The organism is Bradyrhizobium sp. UFLA05-125, assembly GCF_059803515.1.
Genome location: NZ_JBANBJ010000037.1, coordinates 26,678 through 53,341, shown reverse-complemented (window position 1 = coordinate 53,341; position 26,664 = coordinate 26,678). Strand labels below are relative to the sequence as shown.

31 protein-coding genes are annotated in these 26,664 nt (G+C 63.8%); 15 read left to right on the top strand and 16 right to left on the bottom strand.

Annotation, left to right across the window (positions count from 1 at the left end; genetic code table 11):
* Positions 1-98 precede the first annotated feature (98 nt).
* From SO156_RS27355 to SO156_RS27340, 4 genes are all read right to left on the bottom strand, one after another.
* The gene (locus SO156_RS27355) at positions 99-1,109 is read right to left on the bottom strand and encodes a TorF family putative porin (protein WP_458150240.1); all 1,011 of its coding nucleotides are present in this window, start codon (positions 1,107-1,109) and stop codon (positions 99-101) included.
* A gap of 417 nt (positions 1,110-1,526) precedes the next feature.
* Positions 1,527-1,910, bottom strand: a complete 384-nt coding sequence (locus SO156_RS27350) for a histone (protein WP_498536928.1) — start codon at positions 1,908-1,910, stop codon at positions 1,527-1,529.
* Positions 1,911-1,998: 88 nt separating this feature from the next.
* Positions 1,999-3,312 carry a glycolate oxidase subunit GlcF gene (gene glcF, locus SO156_RS27345; protein ID WP_498536927.1) on the bottom strand — a complete coding sequence of 438 codons (1,314 nt, stop codon included), beginning with the start codon at positions 3,310-3,312 and terminating at the stop codon, positions 1,999-2,001.
* Entirely contained in the window at positions 3,309-4,544 is a 1,236-nt protein-coding gene (locus tag SO156_RS27340; protein ID WP_498536926.1) for an FAD-binding protein, read from the bottom strand. The genes glcF and SO156_RS27340 overlap by 4 nt, the downstream gene beginning before the upstream one ends.
* A gap of 160 nt (positions 4,545-4,704) precedes the next feature.
* Here SO156_RS27340 and SO156_RS27335 point away from each other — a divergent pair, with 160 nt between their 5' ends.
* Complete coding sequence (locus tag SO156_RS27335; protein WP_498536925.1) at positions 4,705-5,043, top strand: putative quinol monooxygenase; 339 nt, start codon at positions 4,705-4,707, stop codon at positions 5,041-5,043.
* A 24-nt stretch (positions 5,044-5,067) separates the two neighbouring features.
* Here the strand turns inward: SO156_RS27335 and SO156_RS27330 are convergent, their stop codons facing one another.
* Both SO156_RS27330 and SO156_RS27325 read right to left on the bottom strand, forming a co-directional pair.
* A complete protein-coding gene (locus SO156_RS27330) occupies positions 5,068-6,231 on the bottom strand; it encodes an acyltransferase family protein (protein ID WP_498536924.1) in 1,164 nt (387 codons plus the stop codon).
* Positions 6,232-6,261: 30 nt separating this feature from the next.
* Positions 6,262-7,755, bottom strand: a complete 1,494-nt coding sequence (locus SO156_RS27325) for an FAD-linked oxidase C-terminal domain-containing protein (RefSeq protein ID WP_458150234.1) — start codon at positions 7,753-7,755, stop codon at positions 6,262-6,264.
* A 228-nt stretch (positions 7,756-7,983) separates the two neighbouring features.
* Here SO156_RS27325 and cycA point away from each other — a divergent pair, with 228 nt between their 5' ends.
* The gene (gene cycA / locus SO156_RS27320) at positions 7,984-8,394 is read left to right on the top strand and encodes a cytochrome c-550 CycA (protein ID WP_458150233.1); all 411 of its coding nucleotides are present in this window, start codon (positions 7,984-7,986) and stop codon (positions 8,392-8,394) included.
* A gap of 35 nt (positions 8,395-8,429) precedes the next feature.
* Here cycA and SO156_RS27315 read toward each other — a convergent pair whose 3' ends face one another.
* Positions 8,430-9,386 (bottom strand): alpha/beta fold hydrolase, encoded by a 957-nt coding sequence (locus SO156_RS27315; RefSeq protein WP_498536923.1) that lies wholly within the window; start codon positions 9,384-9,386, stop codon positions 8,430-8,432.
* Between the two features lie 331 nt (positions 9,387-9,717).
* Between SO156_RS27315 and SO156_RS27310 the strand changes: the two genes are divergently transcribed.
* Positions 9,718-9,900, top strand: a complete 183-nt coding sequence (locus tag SO156_RS27310; protein WP_458150231.1) for a hypothetical protein — start codon at positions 9,718-9,720, stop codon at positions 9,898-9,900.
* Positions 9,901-9,906: 6 nt separating this feature from the next.
* Here SO156_RS27310 and SO156_RS27305 read toward each other — a convergent pair whose 3' ends face one another.
* The 3 genes from SO156_RS27305 to ykgO form a co-directional block, all read right to left on the bottom strand.
* Positions 9,907-10,167 (bottom strand): hypothetical protein, encoded by a 261-nt coding sequence (locus tag SO156_RS27305; protein ID WP_498536922.1) that lies wholly within the window; start codon positions 10,165-10,167, stop codon positions 9,907-9,909.
* A 135-nt stretch (positions 10,168-10,302) separates the two neighbouring features.
* Positions 10,303-10,953, bottom strand: coding sequence for a tetratricopeptide repeat protein (locus SO156_RS27300; protein ID WP_498536921.1), 651 nt, complete (start codon positions 10,951-10,953; stop codon positions 10,303-10,305).
* Positions 10,954-11,057: 104 nt separating this feature from the next.
* Complete coding sequence (ykgO, locus tag SO156_RS27295) at positions 11,058-11,183, bottom strand: type B 50S ribosomal protein L36 (RefSeq protein WP_006611362.1); 126 nt, start codon at positions 11,181-11,183, stop codon at positions 11,058-11,060.
* 297 nt (positions 11,184-11,480) lie between these two features.
* Between ykgO and SO156_RS27290 the strand changes: the two genes are divergently transcribed.
* The 3 genes from SO156_RS27290 to SO156_RS27280 are packed head-to-tail and all read left to right on the top strand — an operon-like array spanning position 11,481 to position 13,583.
* Positions 11,481-12,365: an amidohydrolase family protein gene (locus tag SO156_RS27290; protein ID WP_498536920.1), complete on the top strand. Its 885-nt coding sequence runs from the start codon at positions 11,481-11,483 to the stop codon at positions 12,363-12,365.
* Positions 12,366-12,378: 13 nt separating this feature from the next.
* Positions 12,379-13,119 carry a haloacid dehalogenase type II gene (locus SO156_RS27285; protein WP_498536919.1) on the top strand — a complete coding sequence of 247 codons (741 nt, stop codon included), beginning with the start codon at positions 12,379-12,381 and terminating at the stop codon, positions 13,117-13,119.
* Complete coding sequence (locus SO156_RS27280; RefSeq protein WP_498536918.1) at positions 13,116-13,583, top strand: YbaK/EbsC family protein; 468 nt, start codon at positions 13,116-13,118, stop codon at positions 13,581-13,583. The genes SO156_RS27285 and SO156_RS27280 overlap by 4 nt, the downstream gene beginning before the upstream one ends.
* Positions 13,584-13,605: 22 nt before the next feature.
* Here SO156_RS27280 and SO156_RS27275 read toward each other — a convergent pair whose 3' ends face one another.
* Together SO156_RS27275 and SO156_RS27270 are read right to left on the bottom strand one after the other, a co-directional pair.
* A complete protein-coding gene (locus tag SO156_RS27275; RefSeq protein WP_498536917.1) occupies positions 13,606-13,959 on the bottom strand; it encodes a hypothetical protein in 354 nt (117 codons plus the stop codon).
* Positions 13,960-14,055: 96 nt separating this feature from the next.
* Positions 14,056-14,355 (bottom strand): tripartite tricarboxylate transporter substrate-binding protein, encoded by a 300-nt coding sequence (locus tag SO156_RS27270; protein ID WP_498536916.1) that lies wholly within the window; start codon positions 14,353-14,355, stop codon positions 14,056-14,058.
* A gap of 82 nt (positions 14,356-14,437) precedes the next feature.
* Here SO156_RS27270 and SO156_RS27265 point away from each other — a divergent pair, with 82 nt between their 5' ends.
* A complete protein-coding gene (locus SO156_RS27265) occupies positions 14,438-14,692 on the top strand; it encodes a hypothetical protein (protein ID WP_498536915.1) in 255 nt (84 codons plus the stop codon).
* Positions 14,693-14,732: 40 nt separating this feature from the next.
* Here SO156_RS27265 and SO156_RS27260 read toward each other — a convergent pair whose 3' ends face one another.
* Both SO156_RS27260 and SO156_RS27255 read right to left on the bottom strand, forming a co-directional pair.
* Entirely contained in the window at positions 14,733-15,254 is a 522-nt protein-coding gene (locus SO156_RS27260) for an REP-associated tyrosine transposase (protein ID WP_498536914.1), read from the bottom strand.
* Between the two features lie 351 nt (positions 15,255-15,605).
* Entirely contained in the window at positions 15,606-16,541 is a 936-nt protein-coding gene (locus tag SO156_RS27255; RefSeq protein WP_498536913.1) for a LysR family transcriptional regulator, read from the bottom strand.
* A gap of 119 nt (positions 16,542-16,660) precedes the next feature.
* Between SO156_RS27255 and SO156_RS27250 the strand changes: the two genes are divergently transcribed.
* The 4 genes from SO156_RS27250 (at position 16,661) to SO156_RS27235 (ending at position 19,101) form a co-directional block, all read left to right on the top strand.
* On the top strand, positions 16,661-17,413 hold the full coding sequence (locus tag SO156_RS27250; protein WP_458150397.1) for an SDR family NAD(P)-dependent oxidoreductase: 753 nt from the start codon (positions 16,661-16,663) through the stop codon (positions 17,411-17,413).
* A gap of 36 nt (positions 17,414-17,449) precedes the next feature.
* Complete coding sequence (locus SO156_RS27245; RefSeq protein ID WP_458150396.1) at positions 17,450-18,148, top strand: pirin family protein; 699 nt, start codon at positions 17,450-17,452, stop codon at positions 18,146-18,148.
* Positions 18,149-18,304: 156 nt separating this feature from the next.
* A complete protein-coding gene (gene wrbA / locus SO156_RS27240; RefSeq protein ID WP_498536912.1) occupies positions 18,305-18,904 on the top strand; it encodes an NAD(P)H:quinone oxidoreductase in 600 nt (199 codons plus the stop codon).
* Between the two features lie 62 nt (positions 18,905-18,966).
* Positions 18,967-19,101, top strand: a complete 135-nt coding sequence (locus SO156_RS27235) for a hypothetical protein (RefSeq protein WP_458150394.1) — start codon at positions 18,967-18,969, stop codon at positions 19,099-19,101.
* A gap of 16 nt (positions 19,102-19,117) precedes the next feature.
* Here the strand turns inward: SO156_RS27235 and SO156_RS27230 are convergent, their stop codons facing one another.
* The gene (locus tag SO156_RS27230) at positions 19,118-20,257 is read right to left on the bottom strand and encodes a GNAT family N-acetyltransferase (RefSeq protein WP_498536911.1); all 1,140 of its coding nucleotides are present in this window, start codon (positions 20,255-20,257) and stop codon (positions 19,118-19,120) included.
* Positions 20,258-20,625: 368 nt separating this feature from the next.
* Here SO156_RS27230 and SO156_RS27225 point away from each other — a divergent pair, with 368 nt between their 5' ends.
* Complete coding sequence (locus SO156_RS27225; RefSeq protein WP_498536945.1) at positions 20,626-21,606, top strand: glycosyltransferase; 981 nt, start codon at positions 20,626-20,628, stop codon at positions 21,604-21,606.
* Between the two features lie 104 nt (positions 21,607-21,710).
* On the opposite strand, the gene SO156_RS27220 is transcribed toward SO156_RS27225, so the two are convergent.
* Complete coding sequence (locus SO156_RS27220; protein ID WP_498536910.1) at positions 21,711-22,739, bottom strand: glycosyltransferase family 2 protein; 1,029 nt, start codon at positions 22,737-22,739, stop codon at positions 21,711-21,713.
* A 422-nt stretch (positions 22,740-23,161) separates the two neighbouring features.
* Here SO156_RS27220 and SO156_RS27215 point away from each other — a divergent pair, with 422 nt between their 5' ends.
* From SO156_RS27215 to SO156_RS27205, 3 genes are all read left to right on the top strand, one after another.
* Entirely contained in the window at positions 23,162-23,425 is a 264-nt protein-coding gene (locus tag SO156_RS27215; protein WP_498536909.1) for a hypothetical protein, read from the top strand.
* A 122-nt stretch (positions 23,426-23,547) separates the two neighbouring features.
* On the top strand, positions 23,548-25,833 hold the full coding sequence (locus tag SO156_RS27210; protein ID WP_498536908.1) for a Wzz/FepE/Etk N-terminal domain-containing protein: 2,286 nt from the start codon (positions 23,548-23,550) through the stop codon (positions 25,831-25,833).
* Entirely contained in the window at positions 25,826-26,632 is an 807-nt protein-coding gene (locus tag SO156_RS27205; RefSeq protein ID WP_458150388.1) for a WecB/TagA/CpsF family glycosyltransferase, read from the top strand. Before SO156_RS27210 ends, SO156_RS27205 begins: the two co-directional genes overlap by 8 nt.
* The last annotated feature ends 32 nt before the right edge of the window (positions 26,633-26,664 follow it).

The window sequence follows — 26,664 nt, the reverse complement described above, 5'->3', positions numbered from 1 at the left end:
CCGTGTTAGCGCCCCATAGGAGACGTCGCGGTTTCCCCCAAAAAGCAAAAGGGCGGCAGGATGTCCTGCCGCCCCTTCAGTCGATCTAGGGAAGAAGCTTACTTCAGGTTGGTCATCGCTGTCAGGTCGAACGACAGCTTGGCGATGCCGGCCGCGCCGCACCAGTTGGAGCCGACGCCCGACGGGTTGATCGGGGTCACGAAGGTACCGGTGGAGGCGGTGATGTTGCCGCGGGCCGACCAGTCGCTGGTGAAGGCGTTACAGTCACCCTTGGAGAGGTTGGTGTCGGAGTAGCGCAGGTCCAGCGTGAACACCTTGTAGGTGAAGCCGATGCCAACGTTCCAGGTGTTGTAGTCGGCATATTTGATGCCGTTCGGGAACGCAGCCACGCCGTAGAAGCTGTCGGAGGTGCCGAGCCACTGACGGCCGAACTCGCCCGACACGTACATGCCGACGCCACTCGAGCCGAAGAGGGTGCTCGGCGCGGTGTACTTGCCGGTGATCGAGCTGTAGTTGCCCCAGGCGCCCGAGTTCAGGTAGCTCGGAGTGTAGTACTCGGTGACGCCGAACGCCCAGTTGTCGTTCACCGTGTAGGTCATCTTGCCGTAGACTTCGAAGAAGCTCAGATCCTTCTTGATCACGTTGGCATTGATCAGGGCCTGCGAGGCGCACTCGGCGCCCTGGAAGTTGCCGGCGAAGTCGATGCCGGGCGCGCCGAAGAAGCAGCTGCCGCCCGGATACAGGTAACCCCAGACGCCGATGTCGAAGGCGAATGCGCCGAAGGTCGGGCGGATACCGCCGTAGACGTCGATCTCGGCCGCGGCGCGGTTCGGGAAGGAGATGCTCTCACCGGACACGCCGACATAGAGCTGGAGGTCCTTGGTGACGTTGTAGCGCGGCTCGAAATAGGCCGTGACGGACGGCTTGTGGTTCGACTGGGTGATGCCGCGGAAGATGTAGTCGCTCATGATGCCGCCGCCGAAGGCGACATCCCAAGGATCGAAGGCGGGCGGCGGAGGCGCTTTCACAGCCTTCACCGGCATGTCTGCCGCCAGAGCCGAACCCGTCACCATTGCCAGCGCCGTTGCCAACAAAGCCACTTTCTTCATTTCTTTCCCCATCACCTTCTCAAGGCAAGTCCGATCCCGGCGCCCCCCGGGGCATGCGAACCCTGACTGCAAAGCTCTTAACCGCCGCAATCTGGAGTGAGGCCCCCATTCAGTGAAGCAAAAAACACATGCATCTGCCGACTTTTTAGGCGTTATGGCAATTCCACGAAAGGTTGTCGGGACGTGTTGCATCTCGACAACATGTTTGCATTCCAGAGGGCGCCCCGCCTCCGGTTTGTTACGGATGTGCAGCACAGGCCGAGCGCGGCGACACGAATCAGCCGCAGCCCATGGTGAACCAAGAGGGGAAGCCAATGTCGCGCGCGCTCTGATGCAATCTGTCGATGCAAAAAGGCCGCAGCGTCGCCGCCGCGGCCTTCCTGATTGCTGATCGTCGTTTGAAGCGCGAAGCGAGAGCTAGCCCTGACCTTCGGCCGAAGCCGACGAGCCGTCGCCGCTGGACGGAGTCGCCCAGCTCGCCTCCGGTGCGGGCTCGGGAGCGGGAGCTTCCATGGGGGCCGGTGGCTTGGGGGTCGGCGCCGCCTTCTTCGCGCTCTTCCTGGGTGCCGCCGTCTTCGCGGATTTCTTTGCGGCCTTCTTGGCGGCCTTCTTGGCTGCCTTCTTCGGTGCGGCCTTCTTTGCCGATGTCTTTGCTGCCTTCTTGGCGGCTTTCTTCGCCGAGCTCTTCTTGCCGGCCTTCTTTGCGGCCTTCTTTGCGGCCTTCTTTGAGGTCTTCTTCGCCGCTACGGCTTTCTTGGCCTTTTTGGCCTTCTTGCTTTTCTTCTTCTTCGCTTTCGCCATCGTGATCCTCCTGTTGCCGTCGAACAATGTCGATCGGGCCTTCAGTCGTCCACCTCCGGGCGCGGCGCAGTCGGCTACTACAATTCGACTAGTTCAATACCGGCTGCGCACCGCCCGTCGCCCAATCGAGAAGCTCAATCGTGTGCACGACCGGCACTGATGTCCCGCTGGCAATCTGCACCATGCAGCCGATATTGCCTGCGGCAATCATGTCCGGCTTGACGCTCGCGATGTTGGCGACCTTGCGATCGCGCAACCTGCCCGCAAGGTCGGGCTGGAGAATGTTGTAGGTCCCCGCCGAACCGCAACACAAATGGCTCTCGGGGATATCTTTCACCACGAATCCGTTCTTGGAAAGCAATTCTTTCGGAAGCCCAGTGATTTTCTGCCCGTGCTGCAGTGAACAAGCGGAATGATAGGCGACGACGATGTCGTCGTGTCGCCTCAACGGCTGCAGCGCAAGGCCTGCGACATACTCCGTGATGTCCTTGGCGAGCGCAGAGACGCTGGCCGCATCGCTCGCGAAGTCGCGGTCCTCGCGCAGCAGATAGCCGTAGTCCTTGATGACCGTGCCGCAGCCGGACGTCGTCACCAGGATGGCATCGAGACCATCCTTTGCCGCCTCGCGGCGCCAGGCCGCGACGTTCGCCCGCGCCCGTGCGAGCGCGTCGTCGTCGCGGCCGAGGTGATGGGTCAGCGCGCCGCAGCATTGCTCGTCCCGGACCAGCACGACCTCGATGCCGTGGCGGGTCAAAAGGTTGATGGCGGCCTGGTTGATCCGCGGCGCCAGCACCTGCTGGGCGCAGCCCTGGAGCAGCGCGACCCGCCCCCGCCTCTTGCCGAGCGGCGCAAAGACGCTGCCAGCGGCGGGCCCTGGCGCCGGCAGCCGGCCTGGCGCGAGCGCCAGCATCGCCTTGATCCGCTGCGTGAGGCCAGGGGTAGCCGACGGCCGCGGCGTCGGCAGCAAAGCCGCGAACGGCCGGGCAAGCCGCGCCAGCGACATGCTGATGCGAAAGCGCTGCGGGTCGGGCAGGACGAATGCCAGCACGGCGCGGAGCATTCGCTCGGCAAGCGGCCGCTCGTAACGCTCTTCGATCCGGACCCGGGCCTGGTCGACCAGGTGCATGTAGTTCACCCCGGACGGACACGTGGTCATGCAGGCAAGGCACGACAGGCAGCGGTCGACATGCTTGACGACCTCTGATGTCGGCGCCTGGTCCTTCTCCAGCATCTCCTTGATCAGGTAGATGCGGCCGCGCGGGCTATCGAGCTCGTCGCCGAGCAGCACATAGGTCGGACAGGTCGCGGTGCAGAAGCCGCAATGCACGCAGGCACGCAGGATCTTGTCGGCTTCCGCGATGTCGGGATCGGCGAGCTGGGTGAGCGAGAATTCGGTCTTCATGCCGCGCCCCGCTTCAGCCGCCCGCGATTGAGGATTGTCTTCGGATCGAAGCTGACGCGAACCCGCTCGCTGAGGGCGGCGACGCCCGGCGCCTGCGGATGGAACACGTCCACATTGCGCCGCACCTCTTCAGGTGCCCGGACCAGCATGGCGTGCCCGCCGACGGCCTCCGCGCGCTGGCGCACGATGGAGGCTTGCGCATCGCCCTTTGGCGGCACGGCCGCCCAGATCAGCCCGCCGCCCCAGTCGTAGATCACGTCGCCGCCGGTATCCCGCGCCAGCAGCCGGCCGACCGCGGCACCAGAGGCCGCCGGACAGACGATCCGCCACACCGGCCAGGCACCAAGCGCGCCATCGGCCGCGAATGGCAGCACGTCCCGGATCGCGGTCCACAATGCGGCCGAGGCGGCATCCTCCACGATGGTGGCGGTTCCGAACGGCGCGAGCGCCTCGCGCAGCGAGACGGCGCGGTGGGCGGCCGAAGCGGTGATGCCCTCGAGCCGCAGCACGGTAAGCGGCTCCCCTTGAGCAGCGATGTCGCCGAGCCCTTCGGCTCTCTCCCGCAAAGCCGATTTCGGCAGATGCGCCGCGCCCGATACGTCGAAGGGCGAACCGAGCGCCGCGGTCATGGCCTTGTTGGCGCCGGCATCGTCCAGCCCCCTGAGCAGCAGCGTCCGCTCGCTCTCCGGCTTCGGCATGACCTTGAGCGTCACCTCGGTCATGACCGACAGCGTGCCCCAGGAACCGGCGAGCAGCTTGCAGAGGTCATAGCCGGTGACGTTCTTCACCACCTTGCCGCCAGTCTTGAAACTGTCGCCGAAGCCGGAGACGGCGTGCGCACCGAGCAGATGGTCGCGCACCGCCCCGGCCTTGATGCGGCGCGGCCCGGCGAGGCCCGCCGCGATCATGCCGCCGATGGTGCCGAGCCCCGGCGTCCCCAGGAGGGGCGCAGTGTTCATCGGCTCGAAGGCGAATTGCTGACTCTTGGCATCGATCAGCGACAGCACGTCGGCCAGCGGCGCGCCGGCCTGGAGCGTGATGATCAGCTCGTTGGGCTCATAGGAAGTGATCGCGTTGAGCGCGGAGACGTCGAGCACGGCGTTGGTCGCCATCACGTGGCCGATGCCGCGCTTGCTGCCATGGCCAATGATCTCGAGCGGCTGCTCATTGGCAATCGCCGCGCGCACCACCTCTTCGACGTCTTGGGCGTCTCTGACCTTGAGCGTATCCACGGGAAAAGGCGGTAGCGAAATTTCCGTCGGAAATCAATTCGCGCGGGGCTCGCGCCGCTCCGGACATGACATCGTCACTTCGCCCACTATCGAATTATCGCCTTCCAAATTTCGTTATGAATCGAATTGTTACCGACGCCCCATCGACAGGAGTTCCATCATGAACGGACAGGCAATGAACCAGCGCACCATCAGCGAGGCGACCAGCGGCGGAGGCCTTCTGGTCGTGGCGCAGTGGGAAGCCAAGGACGGACAGGCCGACAACGTCGCCGAGATCCTGCGCGGCTTCCTGCCGGAGGCGCAAAGCGAGCCCGGCGTAAAACTGTTCCTGATCAGCCGCGGCACCGAGAATCCGGGACAGTTCCTGTTCTACGAACTGTTCCGCGATGAAGCGGCCTTCAAGGCGCATCAGGAGAGCGCGCATTTCAAGGCTCACATCGCAAGCCGGGCGCTGCCGCTGCTGGCGCGGCGCGAGCGCACACAGTACGCGTTGATCTAAGACCTCCTCACACGCTGCGCGCGATTAGATGATCGCGCGCAGCGGCGACTTCCGCAGGATCAGCGCGGAGACGGTGAAGCTGCCGACCGCGGCCAGCATCGTCAGCAGGAGCGCCTTCGTGAGTGTGAAGAGCGGTAGCCCATGCAACAGCATGGCGAAGCCGATCAGGATCGGCGGGTGGATCAGGTAAACGCCGAACGCGTTGTCCGAGAGCCATTTGGCGACGGGCCCCTGCCCGTCGAAACGGCGGCGATAGACCGCCAGAATGACGAGGCCCATGCCCACACAGACCAGCGCCTCCCACAGGCATTTCCCGGCACTGACGAGATTGAAGCCGCCGGAATAGAGCGCAGTCTCGCCCTCGAGGCCGCCGCCGAACAGCACCAGTGCCGCGAACAGCGGAATGGAGAGCGTGAGCGCAAGCGCTCCCCAGCGCAGACAGGCGCCCTCGGCAAGTCCCGTCATCCAGTTGCCGCGATAGCCATAGGCTCCGGCCACGAACATCAGGACATATTGCGGCAGGTCGCCAGGATGAACATTGAGCACCGAGGCGCCGGCCTGCATGACGATGCGCACGGCAAAGGTGGCTCCCGCCATGGCGATCACGAAAGCGACCACCATTGGCCCACGCAGCGCGACCGTGCGCTCTTGCCAGCCCGACAACCGGATCAGACCATAGGCAAGCGAGAACAGGAGCAGGACAGCGCAGAACCACATAGGACCCGTCTCGGACAGCCACTCGCCATCCCCAAGATGGGTCAGCCACTGATGGCCGAAGCCGCCACGTCCCCAGGTCCGCGACAGGAAATACTGCGTAAGCGGGCCGATCACGAACATGTAGAGCAGGGTCGGCAGCCCCAGCCGGAGCAGCCGGTCGCGGGCGAATAGCCAAAATCCCTTCCGGTCGAACGACGCCGCGGCGAAGTAGCCGGCAATGAAGAACAGCGCCGCCATGAAGAAGGCCTGGAGGAAGCTCTGGTAGATGCCGAAGAACAGTGCCGCGCCAAAGCCGGTCGCCTGCCGGTCGACATAGTACCAATTGCCGAACGGGCTGTAGGTGTCGGCCGCGTGCATGCTCAGCACGAGCAGGATCATCGACCAGCGGATGTTGTCGATGAACAGGAGCCGCGGCGGGGCATGCGCCCCCGCAGTTGCAGTCGTCGCCGTGCCTACCGGAATGTCCGTCATGCCGCCACCTGGACCGATAATGCCGGATCCTCAGAACCGCGGAATGTCCGGAAACGCCAGCTTGCCCGCATGCACATGCATGCGACCGAGCTCGGCGCAGCGGTGCAGGGTCGGGAACACCTTTCCGGGGTTGAGCAGGCCCTGCGCGTCGAAGGCGCATTTCAGCCGCTGCTGCTGATTGAGGTCGATCTCGTTGAACATATCGCCCATGAGGTCGCGCTTCTCGATGCCGACGCCGTGCTCACCGGTGAGCACGCCGCCGAACTCGACGCAGGCGCGCAGGATATCGGCGCCGAACGCTTCGGCGCGCTCGATCTCGCCGGGCTTGTTGGCATCGTAGAGGATCAGCGGATGCAGATTGCCGTCGCCGGCATGGAATACGTTGGCGCAGCCGAGCTGGTATTTTTCCGAGAGCTCGCGGATGCGCGCCAGCGCCTTCGGCAGCGCGCCGCGCGGAATTGTCCCGTCCATGCAGAGATAGTCGGGCGAGATGCGGCCTACGGCAGGGAATGCAGCTTTCCGGCCCGCCCAGAACAAATTGCGCTCGGCTTCCGAAGTCGATATCTGGCAGGTGGTCGAGCCACAGCCTTGCGCGATGGCCTCCACGCGCTTGATCAACTCATCGACCTCGATGCTCGGACCGTCGAGCTCGATGATCAGAAGCGCCTCCACATCGAGCGGATAGCCGGCATGGACGAAGGCTTCCGCGGCGTGGATCGCGGGCTTGTCCATCATCTCCATGCCGCCGGGAATGATGCCGGCGCCGATGATCCGCGCCACGCATTCGCCGGCCGCCTCGACTTCCGCAAACCCGACCATCAATGCGCGCGCCGTCTCCGGCTTCTGCAGGATGCGCACCGTGATCTCGGTGATGACGCCGAGCAGGCCTTCCGAGCCCGTGATCACGCCCATCAGGTCGTAGCCTGAATTCTCCGCCGCCTTGCCGCCGATGCGCAGGATCTCGCCGCTCATCAGCACGAACTCGCAGCCGAGCACGTTGTTGGTGGTCATGCCGTATTTCAGGCAGTGCACGCCGCCGGAATTTTCCGCGACATTGCCGCCGATCGAGCAGGCGATCTGCGACGAGGGATCGGGCGCGTAGTAGAAACCGGCATGCGCGACCGCCTGGCTGATTGCAAGATTTGTAACGCCGGGCTCGGTGACGACGACGCGGTTGTCGAGATCGATCTCGCGGATGCGCTTGAACTTGCCGAGCCCTAAGAGCACGCCGTCTTCCAGCGGCAACGCGCCGCCCGACAGCGAGGTACCAGAGCCGCGCGGCACCACCTTGATGCCGTGTTCGGCACAATATTTCAGGACCAGCGAGACCTGCTCGGTCGTGTCAGGCAGCACCACGACCATCGGCGGCTGGCGATAGGCGGTCAGCCCGTCGGACTCATAGACCCGCATCTCGGCGGCGCTGTCGATCACACCTTCGCCGGGCACGATCGCGCGCAGGGCGGCAACGATCTCGCTGCGACGCGCCAGCACGGCCTGGTCGGATGCGGGCATCATGATGGCCATGTTACGAACCTTCGTCCGACGGAGGAGATTATCCCGCCAAATCAATCATGTCTTGCTGTCTTTGGGTAGGTCCTCCAAAGGTCGCATTGCTTTGTTGCAGCGCAAGTTCTCTCTGGGGCAAGTCTGCTATCGCGAAACCTGTCAATGGTTTCGCAGCTTGTCCACCTGAACCGGACCTGCCAAAACCATGAACTCAATCTGATCCCGGGAAGAGACGAAGAGCCCCCTATGACAAAAATGACTTTCGGCGCGCTGGTTGCCCTCGCCATGACTGCCGCAGCGTCCACCGCCATATCGTCCGGAGCGATGGCGCAGGACGCCGCAGCCGGCAAGACGTCGTTCAACAAGTGCCTCGCCTGCCACGCGATCGGCGAAGGCGCGAAGAACAAGGTCGGACCGGAGCTCAACGGCCTCGACGGCCGCAAGTCCGGCACGGCGCCGGACTACAATTATTCGGATGCCAACAAGAATTCCGGCATCACCTGGAATGAGGCGCAGTTCAAGGAATACATCAAGGATCCCAAGGCCAAGATCCCCGGCACCAAGATGGCGTTTGCTGGCATCAAGAACGAGAAGGAGATCAACGATCTCTGGGCCTTCGTTTCCCAGTTCGACAAGGACGGGAAGATCAAGCAATAACGGGATCAAGCGTAACACAGCGAGATTGGCGGCCGCTAATCGGCGGCCGCCTTCTCGGACGTGATCGCGGCGATCAGCGCCTCGATCTCGCTCTTCACCAGGTCCGGCTCCGTGGTCTGCACCATGTGGCCGAGATCGGGCAACACGATCAGCTTCGCATTCGGCACGGTCGCGGCGAACGGGCGGGCGTGGATATTGGTGGATACCGTCTTGTCGGGCGCGCCGGCGATGACCACGGTCGGCGCTGAAATCTCGCCATAGCGCGCAGCTTGCGCGGCCACCGACGCCTTCAGCGTCACCAAATCGTAGGCATTGGCGATGAACTCGCGCGGGCGCAAAAGCAGCGGCGTCGCGGAGTCCCGCACGAAGCCATCCGGCATCATCTGCGGCAGGAAGACGTTCCGCGCACCGGGCGCTGCAAGCAGATAGCCGAGCGGCAGCGTGATGGTGTAGGCGAGCAAGGGGCCGATCACCGGCGTTGCGATGATCTCATTGTAGCGCCCGACGCCGCCGCGCCAGGGATGGGTGACCGGCGCCAGCATGACGAGACCTGCGACACGACCGGCATAATCGAGTGCAAGCCGCGCACCGAGCGCCCCGCTCCAGGAATGCACCACGAACACCGCGCGGTCGATGCCGAGCTTGGCCAGGGCCTCGTCGACCATCCGCGCCTGCACTTCGGTCGTCGAATCCTTGAGCCGCGCCCGCGTGCTCCAGCCATGGCCGGGGCGATCGATCAGAATCACGCGATGCTTTTCGGCAAGGAGATCGCCAAGCGGGCGCCGCATCACTTCCAGATTCGAGCTCGCGCCATGCAGCATGACGATCGGCAGGCCGGCATCGCGCGGGCCGAGATCGACGATATGCAGCGTTGCACCGGCGACCTCGATCATCTCGCCCTGCGGCGGGAAGGCACGCTCGACGGCCCAAACACCGGCCAGCGTGACGACGACGAGCGCAACGAGCGCCGTCACGACGAAAAATACGATCATGAAGATGGTCCGGGCGATCCAGGGCACATGGCAGTTACGGTCTCAACGTCTGGCAGTTTCTTTTCGATGCGCCGGCTTTGCCTTCCCGCTGAGAGTCCCTACCCTGTGGATATCAATAGAATTCCAATTGGGAAAATATCAATAAAATCAATGCGGGTCTGAAAGCGCGCCGCCGATCAGGCCGGTTCATGCAGCCGTCATCGCCGCCTCCATATAATCGCCACGGTCGGTTCCGCCTCTTAAGCGCGGGTGGGCGCCGATCCTCCACGCAATCCACAGGAACGCGGGAAAGACCGGCAGATTGTTCTGTTTTGGATTGGAGGTTTTTTCGATGAGTCTGCGATCAAAAGATACTGCGATCGACGAGATCGTTGCGAGCTGCAGTGGTGACCTGCGCGGCGCGGTACGCGCGCTGCTCCTGATCAACGAGCATCTCGAAGCCGAGCTGGCAAAACTCTATGCCGCGGCCGCGGACCGGAGCCTCGCCGAGCGCGGCGACCACATCCTGCACTAGGCGAGCCTAGTCCGCGTTGTCGTCGTCCTTGTCTTCGCCGGCATCTGGCCCCGGACAGGCACGGATCGTCGACCGCGCAAGCTTGGCGTCGGCCTTGGACTTGTAGGGACCGTCGCCGAACCAGATGTCGCCCATGATGACGGGATTGCTGGTCACGATCTCGCATTTTCCGGTGGCACGGTTGCCCACCACCCAGAACAGCCCGTCAGCAAGACAGGCCGTTGCGGACACCAGCAACAACACCCCCGCAAGAATCACGCGTTTCATCGCACGGCTCCCACTTGTGGCTGTCATGCAGCTAATCCCGAAGGCGCGGGAAAATCATCCCCTCGCCGCAAGGCTGCTCGACGCGTGGTTAATGGCCGCGCTCCGCAGTCGCTCAAAACAACATCGAGTTGGGGGCTAGATGTCCCGCCCTTCGACCTTCTCGGTCAGCGCCTTGACCTGATCGGGGATCTTGTCGAGGTGCGGGTTGATGGCGAGCGCCTTGCGGTAGGCATCCAGCGCACGCTTCTCGTCACCGATCTCCTGCATGATCATGCCGAGGCCTGCGAGGGCGCCGAAATGGCGCGGCTCCCGGACCAGCACCTCGCGAATGTCGGCGAGCGACCGGCCATAGTCGTTCTGCATGTAGTAGAGCGTGGCGCGCCGGTTCCAGGCCTCGACATAGTCGGGGCGGAGCTTGATGACCGCATCCAGCAGCTTGATCGCGACGTCGACCTTCTGCGCATCCACGGCAGCCTTGGCCCGCGTCATCAGCAGTGCTGCCGTATCGCTGGGGGTCTGGAGCCAGATCGCCCAGATCCGCGCCTCGACATGCTTGGCGCTGATATCATCGGGCGCCGCCTTCAGCGCGCCAAACAGGAAATCGAGGTTCTTGGTGCGGTCGACCTTGGGCAGCTTGGCGGGCGCCTCGGGAAGCTTCTTCTGCTTTGCAGGCGGGCTTGAGGGATCATCCTGCGCGAAAGCGGGGACGACGGGGGCGACGACCGTCAGCGCGGCCAGCAGGGCGGCCAGACGGAGCGGATGCGCGGACAAGAATCTCACTGCCATGGTGAAAGTGTAAACGCGCAAAGCCGCCCTTGCATAGCAAGGACGGCGTCAAAGTCGTGTGAGACCGTGGTCTTGCGGGGGCGCGCAGGCCCTCGGCAGGGAACTCAGCCCTGACGAGCCTTGAAGCGGCGCTGCACCTTGTTGATCACATAGACCCGGCCCTTGCGGCGGACCAGGCGGTTGGCGCGGTGGCGACCGCGCAGCGATTTCAGCGAGTTACGGACCTTCATGGCAGAATCCTGAACGTTCGAAAGGCCGTGTTCGGCACTACCGTTTCGGCACGCGCGAATGTGGCAAAATGAGATTTTTCCCGCCGGCGGACCGACCGCCCGGGATGCGGCGGTTCTTAAGGCATGGCGGCAGGTGATGTCAATGTTAACTGCCCCGTTCCAACCCAGCAAATTCTTGAAAACAACCCCATGCAAAGTAGAAAGTGGCCGGATCGGTCCCAATCTCTGCTTCCTGCGACGCCTTGCCAAATTCGTTATATCATATAATCAATTTGGCAACCTGTCCGGAGGAAACCAATGCCCAAGCTGAAGTTGCCCAACATCGACGACGTCGTCGCGATCGACATCCACACCCACGCCGAGGAGCCCTGCGGCTGTCACCCCGACGACGGCTATGACGATTTCCAGGCGCAGATGGCGGAATACTTCAAGTCGCCGAACAAGCATCCGCCGACCGTTCCGGAGACCGCGGCCTACTACCGCTCGAAGAACATCGCCGCCGTGATCTTCCCGGTCGATGCCGAGCGCGAGACCGGCTTCCGCCGCTACAACAATTACGAGATGATTGAGGCTGCCTCCGAGCATCTCGACGTGCTGATCCCGTTCGTCTCGATCGACCCGCACAAGGGCAAGCTTGGTGTGCGCGAGGCGCGCAAGCTGATCGAGGAATACGGCGTCCGCGGCTTCAAATTCCACCCGACCATGCAGGGTTTCTACGCCAACGACCGCATGGCCTACCCGCTCTACGAAGAGATCAACAATGGCGGCGCGATCGCGCTGTTCCACACCGGCCAGACCGGCGTCGGCTCGGGCATGCCCGGCGGCATGGGGATGCGGCTGAAATATTCCAACCCGATGTACATGGATGACGTGGCGGCGGATTTCCCTGACCTCAAGATCATCCTCGCCCACCCGTCCTTCCCCTGGCAGGAGGAGGCACTGTCGGTCGCGACCCACAAGCCCAACGTCTATATCGACCTGTCCGGCTGGTCGCCGAAATACTTCCCACCGATCCTGGTGCGCTATATCAACTCGATCCTGCAGGATAAGATGCTGTTCGGCTCGGACTGGCCGGTGATCACACCGGACCGGTGGCTGGCCGATTTCGCCAAGATCGACATCCGCGACGAGATCCGGCCGAAAGTGTTGAAAGCGAACGCGAGAAAGTTGTTGGGGATCTAGCCAAGGGGTCAACGTGACGATCAAAGCCGTCGTCTTCGACGCCTACGGAACGCTCTACGACGTCCAGTCGGTGGCTGACGTCACCGAGGATGCGTTTCCGGGCTACGGCGAGATCATCACGCAAGTCTGGCGGATCAAGCAGCTCGAATACACCTGGTTGCGCTCGCTGATGCAGCGCTATCAGGATTTTGCCGCAGTCACGCGCGACTCGCTTGCCTATACGCTGCGCGTGCTCGGGCTCGCTTACGAGCGCGAGGCGTTCGAGCGCGTGATCGAGAAATACCTGCATCTCGACCTCTATCCAGATGCGGCCGCCACGCTCGCGGCCTTGAAGCCGCGAAAACTCGCCATCCTCTCCAACGGCAGCCCGGACATGCTCGACGCGCTCGTGCACAACTCCGGTCTCGACAAGCTGCTCGATGCCACGATCAGCGTCGACGCGAAGAAGATCTTCAAGCCGAGCCCGCAGGCCTATACGTTGATCGGCGAGGTGCTCGGTACGCGTCCCGACGAAGTGTTGTTCATCTCCTCGAACCCGTGGGATGTCGCCGGCGCCAAGGCGTTCGGACTGAACGTCGCCTGGATCGAGCGCGTGACACCGGAAGCCATGGCACTGGCTTGCGTCGAAAGCGATCTCGTGGCACCGCTGACGATGTTCAAGGCGATCCGGACCCAGATGGACGAGCTGGGCCTTGCGCCGGATCACCGCGTCCGCTCACTTTCCGAACTGCCCGGGATTGCCGCCCGCCTATGAGCATTCAATCCGTTCGCGACTTCTTCGCCGAGAAAGCCCCAGACATCACCGTGATCGAATCGCCGATCAGCTCGGCGACGGTGCCGCTTGCCGCCGAGGCCTACGGCGTCGAACCCGGCCGTATCGCCAAAACGCTGTCCTTGCGGATCGGCGCGCGCGTCGTCCTGATCGTCGCAAGCGGTACCTCGCGCATGGACAACAAGAAGGTGAAGGCGCAGTTCGGCGGCAAGCCGAAGATGCTGGAGCTCGAAGAGGTCGCCGACATCACCGGCCACGAAGTCGGCGGTGTCTGCCCGTTCGGGCTGAAGGCGCCGCTACCGATCTATTGCGACGTGTCGCTGAAGGCATTCGATATCGTGGTGCCGGCCGCGGGCTCAACCCATAGCGCGGTGCGCATCGCGCCCGACCGGATGGCCGAGCTGGTCAGTGCCGAATGGGTCGACGTCTGCGAGCATAGACCTTAAAGCGCGTTAATCGCCAGACACGCTAGTAGTCGTCATCGTAATAAGGCCGCGGCGGGGGCGCCGCAGGAGGCGGCGGCATATTGTTGTAGCGCGGCGGTGCGGCCCGGCCGCGCGGCAGCACTTGCGGCGGCTGCGCCTGGTTGTTGGTTTCGAAGACGGCCCGGCATCCGCTCGAAAGCTGCGGCGTGTTCTGCCGCAGACAGGCGACGATGCGATTCACGTCGGGAATCTGATCACTGCACAGGCGCCAGACATCCGGCGTGCAGGCCATCTGTTGTTCCATGGTGCCGCGATATTCCTCGGCTGATACGGCGCTCGCGGCGACCGTGCCGCCGATCGCAAGCGCCACACCGAGCGCAATCGGCCCTGTTCGCATGTCCCGATCCTTCTCATTTTCTCTCAAACGCTCCTCAATCAATGAGGCGCGCGAAGGTTCTGGACCAACAACAAAATGTGAAAGCAGCAATGGAACTTATTCCACCCTGCCGATCTTCCTGACCGCCGCGATCAGCCGCACGCTGTCGGCGGCGACGAACTGCGAGAACTCCGGCGCATCCTGATAGGCGACGAGACTGCCCGCGGCTTCGAAAGTCTTGAGGACCTCCGGGCTCTTCATCACCTGTCCCATCGCCTCGCGCAAACGGCCGACGATCGGCGCCGGCAGCGCGCTCTGCCCGAACAGGCCCGCCCAGATATACATCTCGACGTCCTTGTAGCCGAGCTCCCTCGTGCCGTTTCCGGCCGGCGGCCGCATCTGTGCATTTGGTGCCAAGCGGCGGCAACATTTGCGAACTGTTATCCCTGCATCTCAAAGTGCAGGAACGGATCCCGCCGCGCGTGATTGAATTCGCGGGATGAACCAGATTGGCACGATCGATATTGCGCTGGACGAGATGCTGGTCAATCTCGCCGCCATTGTGCTCCGGCTAGCGAAGCCGGATTTGACGCGAACGCCGGAGGCGCGGCGCGCGCTGGTACTATCAGTCAATCAATATTCAGCCTGTGCCGCGCGCTCGAGCGATCCGCGCGTGCATGAACTGAAGGCGCAGTTGGAAGAAACGCTGAAGCCGAACCTGCGTGTGATCGCCAGCGACGGAGCCAAGTTTTGAGGTGCCGTAGGGTGGGCAAAGCGAAGCGTGCCCACCACTCTTATTCGCCGAATTGCCCCGTGATATCCCGCATGTCCCCTCCCCAATCCGCTGCAAGGACGCCGCACTCAACGTAACGGTGGAAGCTGCTGTAAGACCAATCGCTGACGCGAGACACATGGCCATGTTTCACTGGATTGAAATGGATATAATCGATGTGACGCTCGAGATCCGTGTCATCGCGAATCGCATGTTCCCAATAGCGACGCTGCCAGATGCCTTTTTCGCGCTTGGCAATTTTGCTTGTCGAACTCGGCCGTGAATCCAGGCCTCGCGAAAAGCTGCCCTTGACCAAATTCCATCGGGACGAGAAGTCGGCATCCTCCTCTGGGAGGTCCCAAATGGCGTGCAGATGGTCAGGCAGGATGCAGATCGCCACGGTTTCGAATGGACGGCGCCGCTGAACGGTTCGGTAGGTCTGCCTCAATCGATCAATCTGATCTACCAACAATGTGCTCGAACGATCAGCAAGAACAACGGTGAAGAAGAAAACTTTGCCGGTTGCTCGACGATACTGGGGCATTTGCGATCTTCTCAGCGAAAGTGGTGGGCACGCTTCGCTTTGCCCACCCTACAAGCTAGCTGAAGACGCAACTGGAAGAAACGCTGAAGCCGAACCTGCGTGTGATCGCCAGCGACGGAGCCAAGTTTTGAGGTGCCGTAGGGTGGGCAAAGCGAAGCGTGCCCACCACTCTTATTCGCCGAATTGCCCTCGATATCTCGCATGTCGCCGCCCCAATCAGCAGCGATCAATCTGATCGACCAGCAATGCGCTCGAACGATCAACGAGAACAGTGAAGAAGAACACTTTGCCCATCTGAGATCTTCTCACCAAAAGTGGTGGGCACGCTTCGCTTTGCCCACCCTACCAAACCTACTTCGCCTTGATAGCTTTCTTCGTCTGGCGCTTGCATGTGCCCGGCAATTTCGCCGCGAGAAACTCGGCAAGCACCTCGACGCGTGCAGGGCGCGGACCACCGGGTGGGGTGACGAGGTGCACGGCGCCTTCGGCCTGCTTCCAGTCCTTCAGGATCACTTCTACCTCGCCGGATGCAATGGCCTCACCGACGATGAACTCGGGGAGATCGGCAATGCCGAGACCTGCGAGCAGCGCCGGCATCACGGCCTCGCCATTGTTGACGCGCAACTGCCCCGCCGGGCGCACGCTCGCCTGCTCGCCGGCACTGTTGGTGTAGTGCCAGATGTTCGGCGTGGAGAGATAGGCGTAGCTGAAGCATCTGTGCTCGGCGAGATGCATCGGATGCGTCGGCCGGCCGTGGCGCTTGAGGTACGACGGCGCCGCAACCGTGTAGCGCGGCATGGTGAAGAGCCGCCGCGCGATCAGCGAGGAATCGGGCAGCCGCGCGATGCGCAATGCCGCGTCAAAGCCTTCGCCGATCAGATCGACTGTGGCGTCGCTCAAGTGCAGATCGACCGAGACCTCCGGATAGGTTTGGAAGAACTCCGGCAAGAGCGGCGCGACCGCCTTCACGCCGAAGGTCATGGGCACAGCGAGCCGCACCAGCCCGCGCGGCGCGACCGATTGCGCCAGCGCCTCGTTCTCCGCCGCCTCGCCATCGGCCAGCAGCCGCGTCGCCCGATCGGCGAGCTTGTGGCCGGCGTCGGTCAGCGCGAGTCGCCGCGAGGTACGGTTGAACAGCCGGGCGCCGAGTCGCTCCTCGAGCCGCGTCACCGCCTTGGAGACCGTCGCCTTCGACATCGCAAGCTCGCCGGCGGCGGCCGCAAACGACCGTAATTCCACGACTTTTGCGAAGATTGCGAGCGCCTCGAAATCCGGGAGTTTTGCCATGGGTGCCAGCCTGTAAGTGACGTTTATGGAAACAATACGTTTCGACAGTTTCTATTTCTATACCACAGATGGAGGCATATCAAAGGGGGCATCAGACATTCAGGGAATGGAGAAATCCAATGACCAAGAAGCTCTCAGGCAAGGTTGCTCTCGTCACCGGCGGCTCACGCGGCATCGGCGCGGCCTCCGCCCGCGCTCTCGCCGATGAAGGTGCCGACGTCGCCATCAGCTACGTCGCGTCGCCCGACAAGGCCGAAGCCGTGGTCGCCGAACTGAAGACCAAGGGCGTGAAGGCCCGCGCCTTCAAGGCCGACCAGGCCTCGGTGACTGAGGTCGAAAAGCTCGTCAACGACGTCGCGAATGAATTCGGCCGTCTCGACATCCTCGTCAACAATGCCGGTGTCGCCGCCGGCGGCGCTATCGACGATCCCAAGGCCGACACCGCCGCACTGGCGCGCCTCGATGCCGTCAACGTGCATGGCGTGATCGCGGCGATCCGCACAGCCTCGCAGTTGATGGGCGAAGGCGGCCGCATCGTCACGATCGGCTCGATGCTTGCCGACCACGCCTCGTTCCCGGGACTTGCCGACTACGTCGCGACGAAGGCCGCGGTGGTTGGCTACACCAAGGGCGCAGCCCGCGATCTCGGTCCGCGCGGCATCACCGTCAACGTGGTGCAGCCCGGCTCGATCGACACCGACATGAATCCGAAGGATGGCGGCGAGTTCGCCGAGACCCAGCGCAAGAAGCACGCGCTCCAGCGCTTCGGCCGGCCGGAGGAAGTCGCCGCCGGCGTCGTCTTCCTGGCGAGCCCGGAAGCCTCCTTCGTCACCGGCACCGTACTCAACGTCGACGGCGGCTTCAACGCCTGATCCGGACGCAGACAATTCAAGCCAGGAATCACGCACATGATCGAACTCAGACCTTTCGCAAAGCTCGGCAGCGCCGACCACGGCTGGCTCAAGGCCAAGCATCATTTCTCCTTTGCCAGCCACTACGATCCGGACAACATGGGACACGGCGCGCTGCGCGTGTGGAACGATGACGAGATCGCTCCGAACACCGGCTTTCCCGCGCACCCCCACGCCAACATGGAAATCATCACCTATGTGCGCGAGGGCGCGATCACCCATCAGGACAGCCTCGGCAACAAGGGCCGCACTGAAGCCGGCGACGTGCAGGTGATGAGCGCGGGAAGCGGCATCCGCCACTCCGAGTACAATCTCGAGGCGACCAAGACCAAGATATTCCAGATCTGGATCGAGCCGGTGGGACGCGGCGGCCAGCCAACCTGGGGTTCAAAACCGTTTCCGAAAGCGAACCGAAACGGCAAGCTCGTCACCATCGCCAGCGGCTTTCAGGCCGACAAGGGCGCGCTGCCGATCCGCGCCAATGCGCGGGTGCTCGCGACCACGCTGAAGGCCGGCGAGAGCGCGGAATACGAACCGCAGACGTCGCGTCACCTCTATCTCGTGCCGGCCGCCGGCGCTGTCGAGGTCAATGGCGTGCGCGTCAATGCCCGCGACGGTGCCGCGATCCGCGATGAGTCCAACTTGAAGATCACGGCGCTCGAAGACTCAGAGCTCGTGCTGGTCGACGCGGCATAACGACGAATGCCGTCATGGCCGGCTTATCCCGGCCATCCACGGCTCTCTGCACAGAAAACAAGTACGTGGACGCCCGAGACTTGTGGCGCGAAGACGCGCTTCGCGCTTTTGCCCGGGCATGCATTTTTTCAACCTCACTCACAACGGAGACCACCAATGACTAAAGTTCTCGTTCTCTATTATTCCGCCTACGGCCACATCGAAGCGATGGCGAACGCCGTTGCCGAAGGCGCGCGCGAGACAGGCGCGACTGTCGATATCAAACGCGTACCCGAACTCGTGCCGGCCGAGGTCGCCAAGGCCTCCTATTACAAGGTCGACCAGGCCGCTCCGGTCGCCAAGGTCGAGGACCTCGCGAACTATGACGCGATCATCGTCGGCACCGGCACCCGCTTCGGCCGGATGTCCTCGCAGATGGCGAACTTCCTGGACCAGGCCGGCGGCCTCTGGGCCAAGGGCGCGCTGCACGGCAAGGTCGGCGGCGCCTTCTCCTCGACCGCGACCCAGCATGGCGGCCAGGAGACCACGCTGTTCTCGATCATCACCAACCTCCTGCATTTCGGCATGGTGGTGGTCGGCCTGAACTACGGTTTCGCCGGCCAGATGAAGCTGGACGAAGTGACGGGCGGCGCGCCCTACGGCGCCACCACGATCACCGGCGGTGACGGCAGCCGCCAGCCCAGCGCCAACGAGCTTGCCGGCGCGCGCTATCAAGGACGCGTGATCGCGGAAACCGCGAACAAGCTGCATGGCTGATGCGTTCGGGGCGGCATTCTCTTTTGCGGATGCCGCCCCACCTCACCGTGCAGGAGCAACGCATGGCCTTCGAAATTCTCCTGATGGCGCAGATGATCCGCAAGCCTGTCCAGATGCTGGCGCGGCGCTGGTATTGCCGCAGCCTGTTCCGCGCCTCGCGCGGCCGGCTGCACTGCGCCGAATGCACGGGACAGTGACGCGCTCCTGCGCGTGCTAGGCCTTGCCCATCGCGCGGTTCGCAAGAGCGGCGAGCCGCGGATGGCGCCGCAGGCCCTGGGCTGCGTGATCGCGCAGCACATAAGGCACGCCGCGCCAGGACAGCGCGACGCTGACGTCGGTCAGCGGAAGCCGCACGGCGCCGAAACGGCGCTTGTAGTCGTGATTGCCGATGCTGAGATCGAAGCGGCGCACGCCCTCTCCATGCAAGGCCGCCATCGTGCGTTCGGTCACGAGCAGGCCCGGCGAGCAGGCCGACCAGGGCTTGCCGGCATTGCTGATGCGCAGCAGATAATAGCTCGCGCCGTATCTCAGGCCCAGCGACGTCGCGATGATGCCCTCGTCGCACACCAGCGCCGAGACGATCGCATAGCCTTCCGCAACGCCCTTCCGGACCACCTCGCGATAGAATTTCGCGTGGCTCTCGTCGCCGAGGACGAATCTGAGCCCGAGCTGCTTCATGCGCTGCTGCTGCTGGATGTCCATCGCATCGAGCAACATCAGCGCATGATCGACCTCGGTCGCAATCTCGAAACGCGCGCCGGCGTGACGGCTGAAGACGCGCCAGCAGCGCGGCAGCTGCATGCGCTTGATCGCGGTGCGGTAGTCCGAATAATCATCGCCCGTCAGCACCAGATTGCCATTGAGCGAACAGGATCCGACGCGGCCGAGCGACACCAGCGGGTTCGGTTTGCCGCCCACATAGGCCGGCATCTTCTGCAGGCGCAGCAGATCGAAGCGATCCGGCAACGCGCGCAAGCCATTGACCAGCGCATCGCCGATGGCGCGCGCACCGGCCACGTCGCAAGCGGCGTCGAGCGCCAGGATCGGCGCGTTGTTGTCGGACACGCCGAGATCGGCGAACTCGACGATGCGCACGCCGCCCTTGCTGCGGCTGATCATCGGCACCAGCGCAATGTCGTTGCCGGTCCCGGCATCCGACATCACCGCGATCAGCGGAGAGAGGCCTCGGAATGCGTCGTACCAGGCGGCCAGCCAGTCACCATGCTGGAATGCCGTGCGATGGCCCGCACCCAGGCGCGACGCCGCCTGCTTCCAGTCGCGCACGAAATCGATTGCGATTCCGGACGCGCTGGTCACCCGACCATCTAATTGCTCGACGCTGAGAAATGCCATCCGCCCTGGGCATACGATTGCTGAATGTTTCCAGATGAAGAACGTTTTGTCGCCAACGACAAGTTACGTCGCTGCTTATCGTTAAGCTGATACCGTTGGGCTTTCCTTGCAGAGCGGCGCCTGTCCTGATCTGAGACGTGCGGAAGCCGACCCGTCCTCACCTTTCGCCAATCAGCAGGCTCACCGGATACGGTGGGTTTAACGCTAATATGCAAAAGGCGCCCCCGACCGCTGTTTGCTGCAAAGCTTTGACGCTTACCTGGCTATCATCGAAGGCGAACCGAGCCGCCATCATGCGGCGCCAGGCCCGATATGCCGCCTGGTTAACGAACCATTAAAGCCAGCTCCAGAGGACGAGGCGTCAATTGATCACGGTCGGCGCCATCCTCGATCCACCGCCGGGCACGCCGTCGACCGCCGGGGAGTACGTGGAAGCGCGTTCGGCCGGATTCGTCTCCGTTATCATCCCCGCCAAGAACGCTGCCGCCTACATCGGTGAGGCGATCGGCAGCGCGCTGGCGCAAAGCAAAAGTGTCGGCGAAGTCATCGTCATCGACGACGGCTCGAGCGACGACACCGTGGCAATCGTCCGGTCCATCCGCGACAGCCGGCTGCACCTGATCGCGAACGAGCTTCCGGGCGTCTCGGCGGCGCGAAATCTCGGTGCACGCACGGCGCGCGGAGATTGGCTGCTGTTCCTCGACGCCGACGATCGTCTGCGCACCGGCGCGGTGGCCACGCTGGTCGCGGCAGCGATGGCCGCGCCCGCCGCCGTTCTCGTCTATGGCGACTACGATCTGATCGACAGTGATGGCCGGCCGATCGGCCGGCGCGGCCTCCTGCAAGGGCGCAAGAAACCGTCGGGCGACGTTCTCGTGCGGCTCGCGCGCGGCAACTTCATCGTCAATGGCGGCATCACGCTGGTGCGCACTGACGCGTTCCGGACGGCCGGCGGTTTCGACGAGCGGCTCAGCTTGTGCGAGGATTGGCATTGCTGGTGCCGCCTGGCCGCGATCGGCGATTTCCAGTTCGTGCCCGCGCTGCTCCTCGACTATCGCCTCCACACCGCGAACACCATGAATGCAGCCGCGCGCTCGCCCGGCGACTTCTTTCCGGCGGTGGAGCGCGTCTTTGCCGACCAGTTGATCCTCGGCAAGCTCGCGCCGGAGAGCCGGCCGGGCCTGCGGCAGGCGGCCGAGATCCATCTCATCACATATGCGGCGACCCAGGCGGTCCGCTTTCGCCGCTATGGCGATGCCCTGAACTATATGCGCATGGTCGGGCAGCGGTCGCTCACCGCGCTGCCGCGATCGCTCGCGAAGCTGGTTCTCGCCCGGTTTGGCATCTAAAGCGCGATGAAATCAGGATGAATCATCATCGCGCTTTAGGTTATTGTTTGCGCATGATGTTTTCGGAAAACCGCTGCACACCTTTCCGGATCATGCTCTAGGCGTCACGAGACGATCTTCGTGGCTTCATACGGCCGCTGCTCGATGCCGAAGGCGGCGAGCGCGCAGCCCAACGCGACCATCACGGGATGCATCGCGACGACTGCTTTGGACGTGAACGACAAGCGCGCCGCGCGGACCAGCGACAGCGGCAGCCTCCCCAGCATCGCCGCAAACACACGCGCCCGGGCGATTGTGGTATTTGCCGCCTTGCACTGCACACGATAATTGATCGCTCCGATGCGCAGGCTCCGTTTTGCGATCCACCCCAAGCTCGTCCGGCTATGCGGCACTGTCTCGGTGATCGCGGCTTCCGCCGTCCAGTGGAATTTCATTCCTGCATTACGGCATCGCGTGAAGAAATCACAGTCGCCGCCGCCGAGGAAATTGAATCGGAGGTCGAAGGCCGGACTGTGGAGCCGGTCGAACACCGGACGTGTGATCAGGCAGTTGCCGCTGCCGTAGATCTGCGGCACCGCGCCCGTATAGTCATAGGCCGGGCAGAACGCCGGATGGCGCGCGAGCCAGGGTTTCGTGTCGTCGTCGAAGATCGGCAGCACCGGACCGCCGACGATGTCGGCGCCGGTGGCCTCCGCGGTGCGCACCATCAGCTCGAGCCAGTCCGGCGAAGCGATCTCGTCATCGTCGATCATCAGGAAGCGGTCGGCTGCCGGAAACAGCGCCTGCGCCGTCTCGAAGGCGGCGTTGATCGCCTGGCAATTGCCCTGACGCTTCTCCACGAGGCAAATGCCCTGAAGCTTTGCCGCGGCGAGGAACTCCGCAGCGACCGGCGCGCTCTCGCGCTGCGTGGTGTCGTTCTCGACCATCACGACCGCGAAGGAGCGCGGCGTGCGCTGGCTGGCCAGCGATTCAAGGGTCAGCCGCAAATGCTGCGGCCGCCGGAAACAGGGTATGCAGACCACAATGCCGACCGACAGGTCGAGCACGTGCGAGCTCGCGGCGATCTCCCGGCTGGGATCGCCCACCGCATCGGTGATGCTGCTCCTTGGCAGCTCGGTCGGGATCAAGGTCATGATGCTGCTCAATGGCCGAGATGTGTTGAAAAAGCCCTGCTCCAGTCCGATACAGTGCTGCTATTGCGATACACGATCGTCCCTAGATGGACGCCCGCTCCGACGCCGGCAGTCGCGGCTTGGCTGGGCATGCCACGCACTGCAACCACACCTGACGCCGAATTTCGCCTCGCGGCGACGCCAGTTACCATCCGCTGAACCGCTTTCACCTGTTTCGCCTGCAAAATCCCTCGCGCATGCTACTGCAATTCTCGATCCAACGCGGTGTAGGCTCACGCCCGGGAGGATGGCGTAGTTAACGCGCATGCGCATTAACCGAACCGTAAGCACCGCGACCGGCGGTGCCCCACCGGTATCAAATTTGCTCTTCGGTCGTGTGCGGGATTCCCTGTAATTTGGGGCGACGCAGCGCGATTGAAAAAATGAACAAGCAAGCCACGATCGACCTCGCGATAGCAACTGAGACCGATGCGGTCGCGCGCGCGGTGGAGGCGAATCCGAACCTCGTGTTGACGCATCCCAATCCCGATGCGTTTGCCGCTGCGCCGTCGGACGCACGCACGCAGAAGCGCGTGCGCGGTAACGAACCGTTAATCTCCGGAGGGACGGCGGCGGTGGAAGCGTCACAACGACGCGCCGCGCGCTCACATGCGCTTAAACGCTTTGTTTGCCATTTCGGTGAATAGTCCCTCAATGAGTATGGTTAATTTTCCCTGTTGCGTTTGTTCAGCGCCTATATCAGGGGCGCAGCGCGTGACCCGAAGAGTAACCCCTCGGCCTGCGGCAGTTGGAGTGAAAGCTGGGGAACATGCTCGACTATGACCAGCCGATAGAGCGATCGAAGCGAGAGGCCAGGCAGCCCGCGCCATCGGCCGGCTTCAACGTGCTCGAGCTCGTCCATCTGCTCTGGCAGCGCAAGGCCGCGATCGCGGCCGCCGGCCTGATCGGCGCGAGCCTCGCCGTCGCCGTCGGCAAGAGCCTGACGCCCCGTTACGCCGCAACCGCCCAGCTCTATGTCGATCCGCGCGAGCTGCAACTCGTCGACCGCGAGCTGACGCCGCGCGCGCAGGACGTCTCCGGCATGGCCATGGTGGTGGAGAGCCAGGCACGCCTGATCACCTCCAACAGCGTGCTCCTCCAGGTCATCGAGCAGGCCAATCTCGATAAGGATCCCGAGTTCGGCGGCGGCGACGGCAGGAGCCTGATTTCGTCGCTGCTTGGCTTGATCGGTCTTCAGGGCCGCGCTCCCTCCGCCGCCGCCAGGAAGGAAGTTCAGCTCGGCGCCCTCGAGGCGCTGAACCGGCACATCACGATCCGCAAGACCGAGAAGAGCTTCATCGTCGACGTCGAGGTATGGTCGACCGATCCGGCGAAGGCGGCGATGCTCGCCAACACGCTGACCAACGTCTATCTCGCGGAGTCTCGCAACTCGCAGGCGTTGGCGGCGCGACGCGCCACCAACGACCTCTCCGGCCGGCTGAAGGAATTGCGCGAGCGACTGCGTACGGCCGAGACCGCCCTTGCGACCTACAAGGCGCAGAACAATTTCGTCGGCACCCAGGACACGCTGATCAGCGACCAGCAGCTTTCCGCCAGCAACCAGCGGCTTGCCGCGGCACGCGCGGCGACGCTGGACGCGCAGTCGCGCTACGACCAGATCGAGGCGAGCCGCCGCACTGCGACCGATGCCGGCGCCATTCCGGAAGCCCTGCAATCGCCGACCATCGCGAATTTGCGCGCGCAATATGCCGAAGCGCGCAAGAAATACGCGGAGCAAGCCGCCGAGCTCGGGCCGCGGCATCCGGCGCTACGCCAGACCGAGAAGCAGGTCGAGGATGTCAAGCGCACCATCAACGAGGAGATCGATCGCTTCGCCCAGGCCGCCAAGAACGATTTGACGCGCGCGCGGGACTATGAGGCGTCGCTGAACCGGGCGCTGGAAACGCAGAAGCGGCAGAGCGTGCAGCTCAGCCAGGCCGCGGTGCGCCTGCGTGAGCTCGAGCGCGAGGCCGAGGCCAGCCGCGACGTCTATCAATCCTTCCTGAAGCGCTCACGCGAGACGGAGGAGCAGGAAAGCCTGAATACGTCGGCGGCCCGCGTGATTGGCGAGGCCACGATGCCGCAGCGGCGCTCGTTCCCGCCGACGATGGGCCTGTTCGCCATGATCGGCTTCTTGTTCGGCTCGCTCGCCGCCGCGGGCTGGTTCGTCGCCATCAGGCAATTGTCCGCCGGCGCATCGGAGCCCGAACCGACGCGCCGCGAGCGCACGGCAGCTCCCGAAGCTCCCAAGGCCTCGGTCGACGACGCCTCCACGCCGCAGACGCCGCCGCTGACGCTGGTCGAGAAGCCGCTGATCGCGCGCCTCCAGGAAGCCGATGTCATGCGCACGCTCGGCGCCATCCTCGCTGTCGACACCACGGTCGACCTCACCCGGCTGGGCTGGCCGACGCTCCGTCCCGGATTTCCACTGACGACGCTGATCAACGCGATGCGCGACATGCGCGCCGTGGCGACGCGACACGCGGCAGGCAAGACCATGCCGGTGATTGCAATCGTCGGCGCCGGCACTACGGCTGACCGCAGCGTCGCCGCGCTGAACTTTGCGCTCGCCGCCGCTCGTGACGGCACGCGCGTGCTGATGATTGACACCGACCGCCAGGCCCACGAGCTCTCCGACAAGCTCAACCGCCCCGGCAAGAGCGAGCCGGGCCGGTTCGGCTGGCTCTCAATCGGCAACAAGGCATCGCGCGAGATCAAGACCGCAAACGGCATTTCGGTGCTGCCCGTCGCCGGGGGCGATGCCGGCAAGGCCGTCGAGGCCATCGGCAAGTCGGTGGCGCAGGCACGTTCCACAGGCGGCAGCGATCTCGTCATTCTCGATGGGCCGGCAATGCCGCTGACCGCTGCCGACCGCAAGCTGCTCGACGCAGCGGACGCGCTGGTGGCCGTGCTGCCCACTCATCTCGACATCAACGATGCCATGGAAGACATCCTCACCGCACTCGGCGGTGGCGAGCGCAAGCTCGTCGGCGTCATCCTCAACGAGCTCAATCGCGCGACCCAATCGCGCCAGCGAGGCAAACAATATGCTTGAGCGCCGCGTCAATCTGGTCGGACGCACCGCGACCGCCGAGGTACCACGGACCACGGTCGGTGGCCTTCGCATGGCCGCGCTCGACCTGGAAGCGACTGCCGATTTCATGATCGAGGCGACCGACCCGCGTCATCGCATTGGCCGCCCGCTCTATCTCACCTCCGCCAACGGCGAAGTGCTGGCGCGCTGCTCGACCGAGCCGCAAACCGACCGCCTGTTCCGCTCGGCCGACCTGATCAATGCCGACGGCCAGCCGCTGGTAGCGGCCTCCAGGCTGCAATCATGGTTCCCGCTTCCCGAACGCGTCGCGACGACCGATCTCTTCCATGTCGTCGCCCGCAAAGCCGAAGCTGCCGGCCGGACCTTCTACATGCTGGGCGCCAGCGAGGACGAGAACGCCGCTGCGGTCGCTCGGATTCGGAAGATGTACCCGAACCTGAAGATCGTCGGACGCAGCCATGGCTATCTCCGCGGCGACGCGCTGCGGGCCAAGGTCGACGAGATCAACGCGCTGGCACCCGATTATCTCTGGGTCGCGCTCGGCGTGCCCTTCGAGCAGCTTTTCGTCGAGGAATACACGCCCCATCTCGGCAATGTCGGTGTGATCAAGACCGCTGGCGGCCTGTTCAATTTCCTGTCCGGCAGCCGCAGCCGCGCGCCGAAATGGATGCAGACGATCGGGCTGGAATGGGTCTGGCGCACGATGCTGGAACCGCGGCGCTTGTTCTGGCGCTATCTGACCACCAATCCGCGTGCGCTCTATCTCCTGTTCAGCCGAAACCGGCCATTCAATCGCTAGCATGGCGGCACGGCGAAGCTTCTGCTAGACTG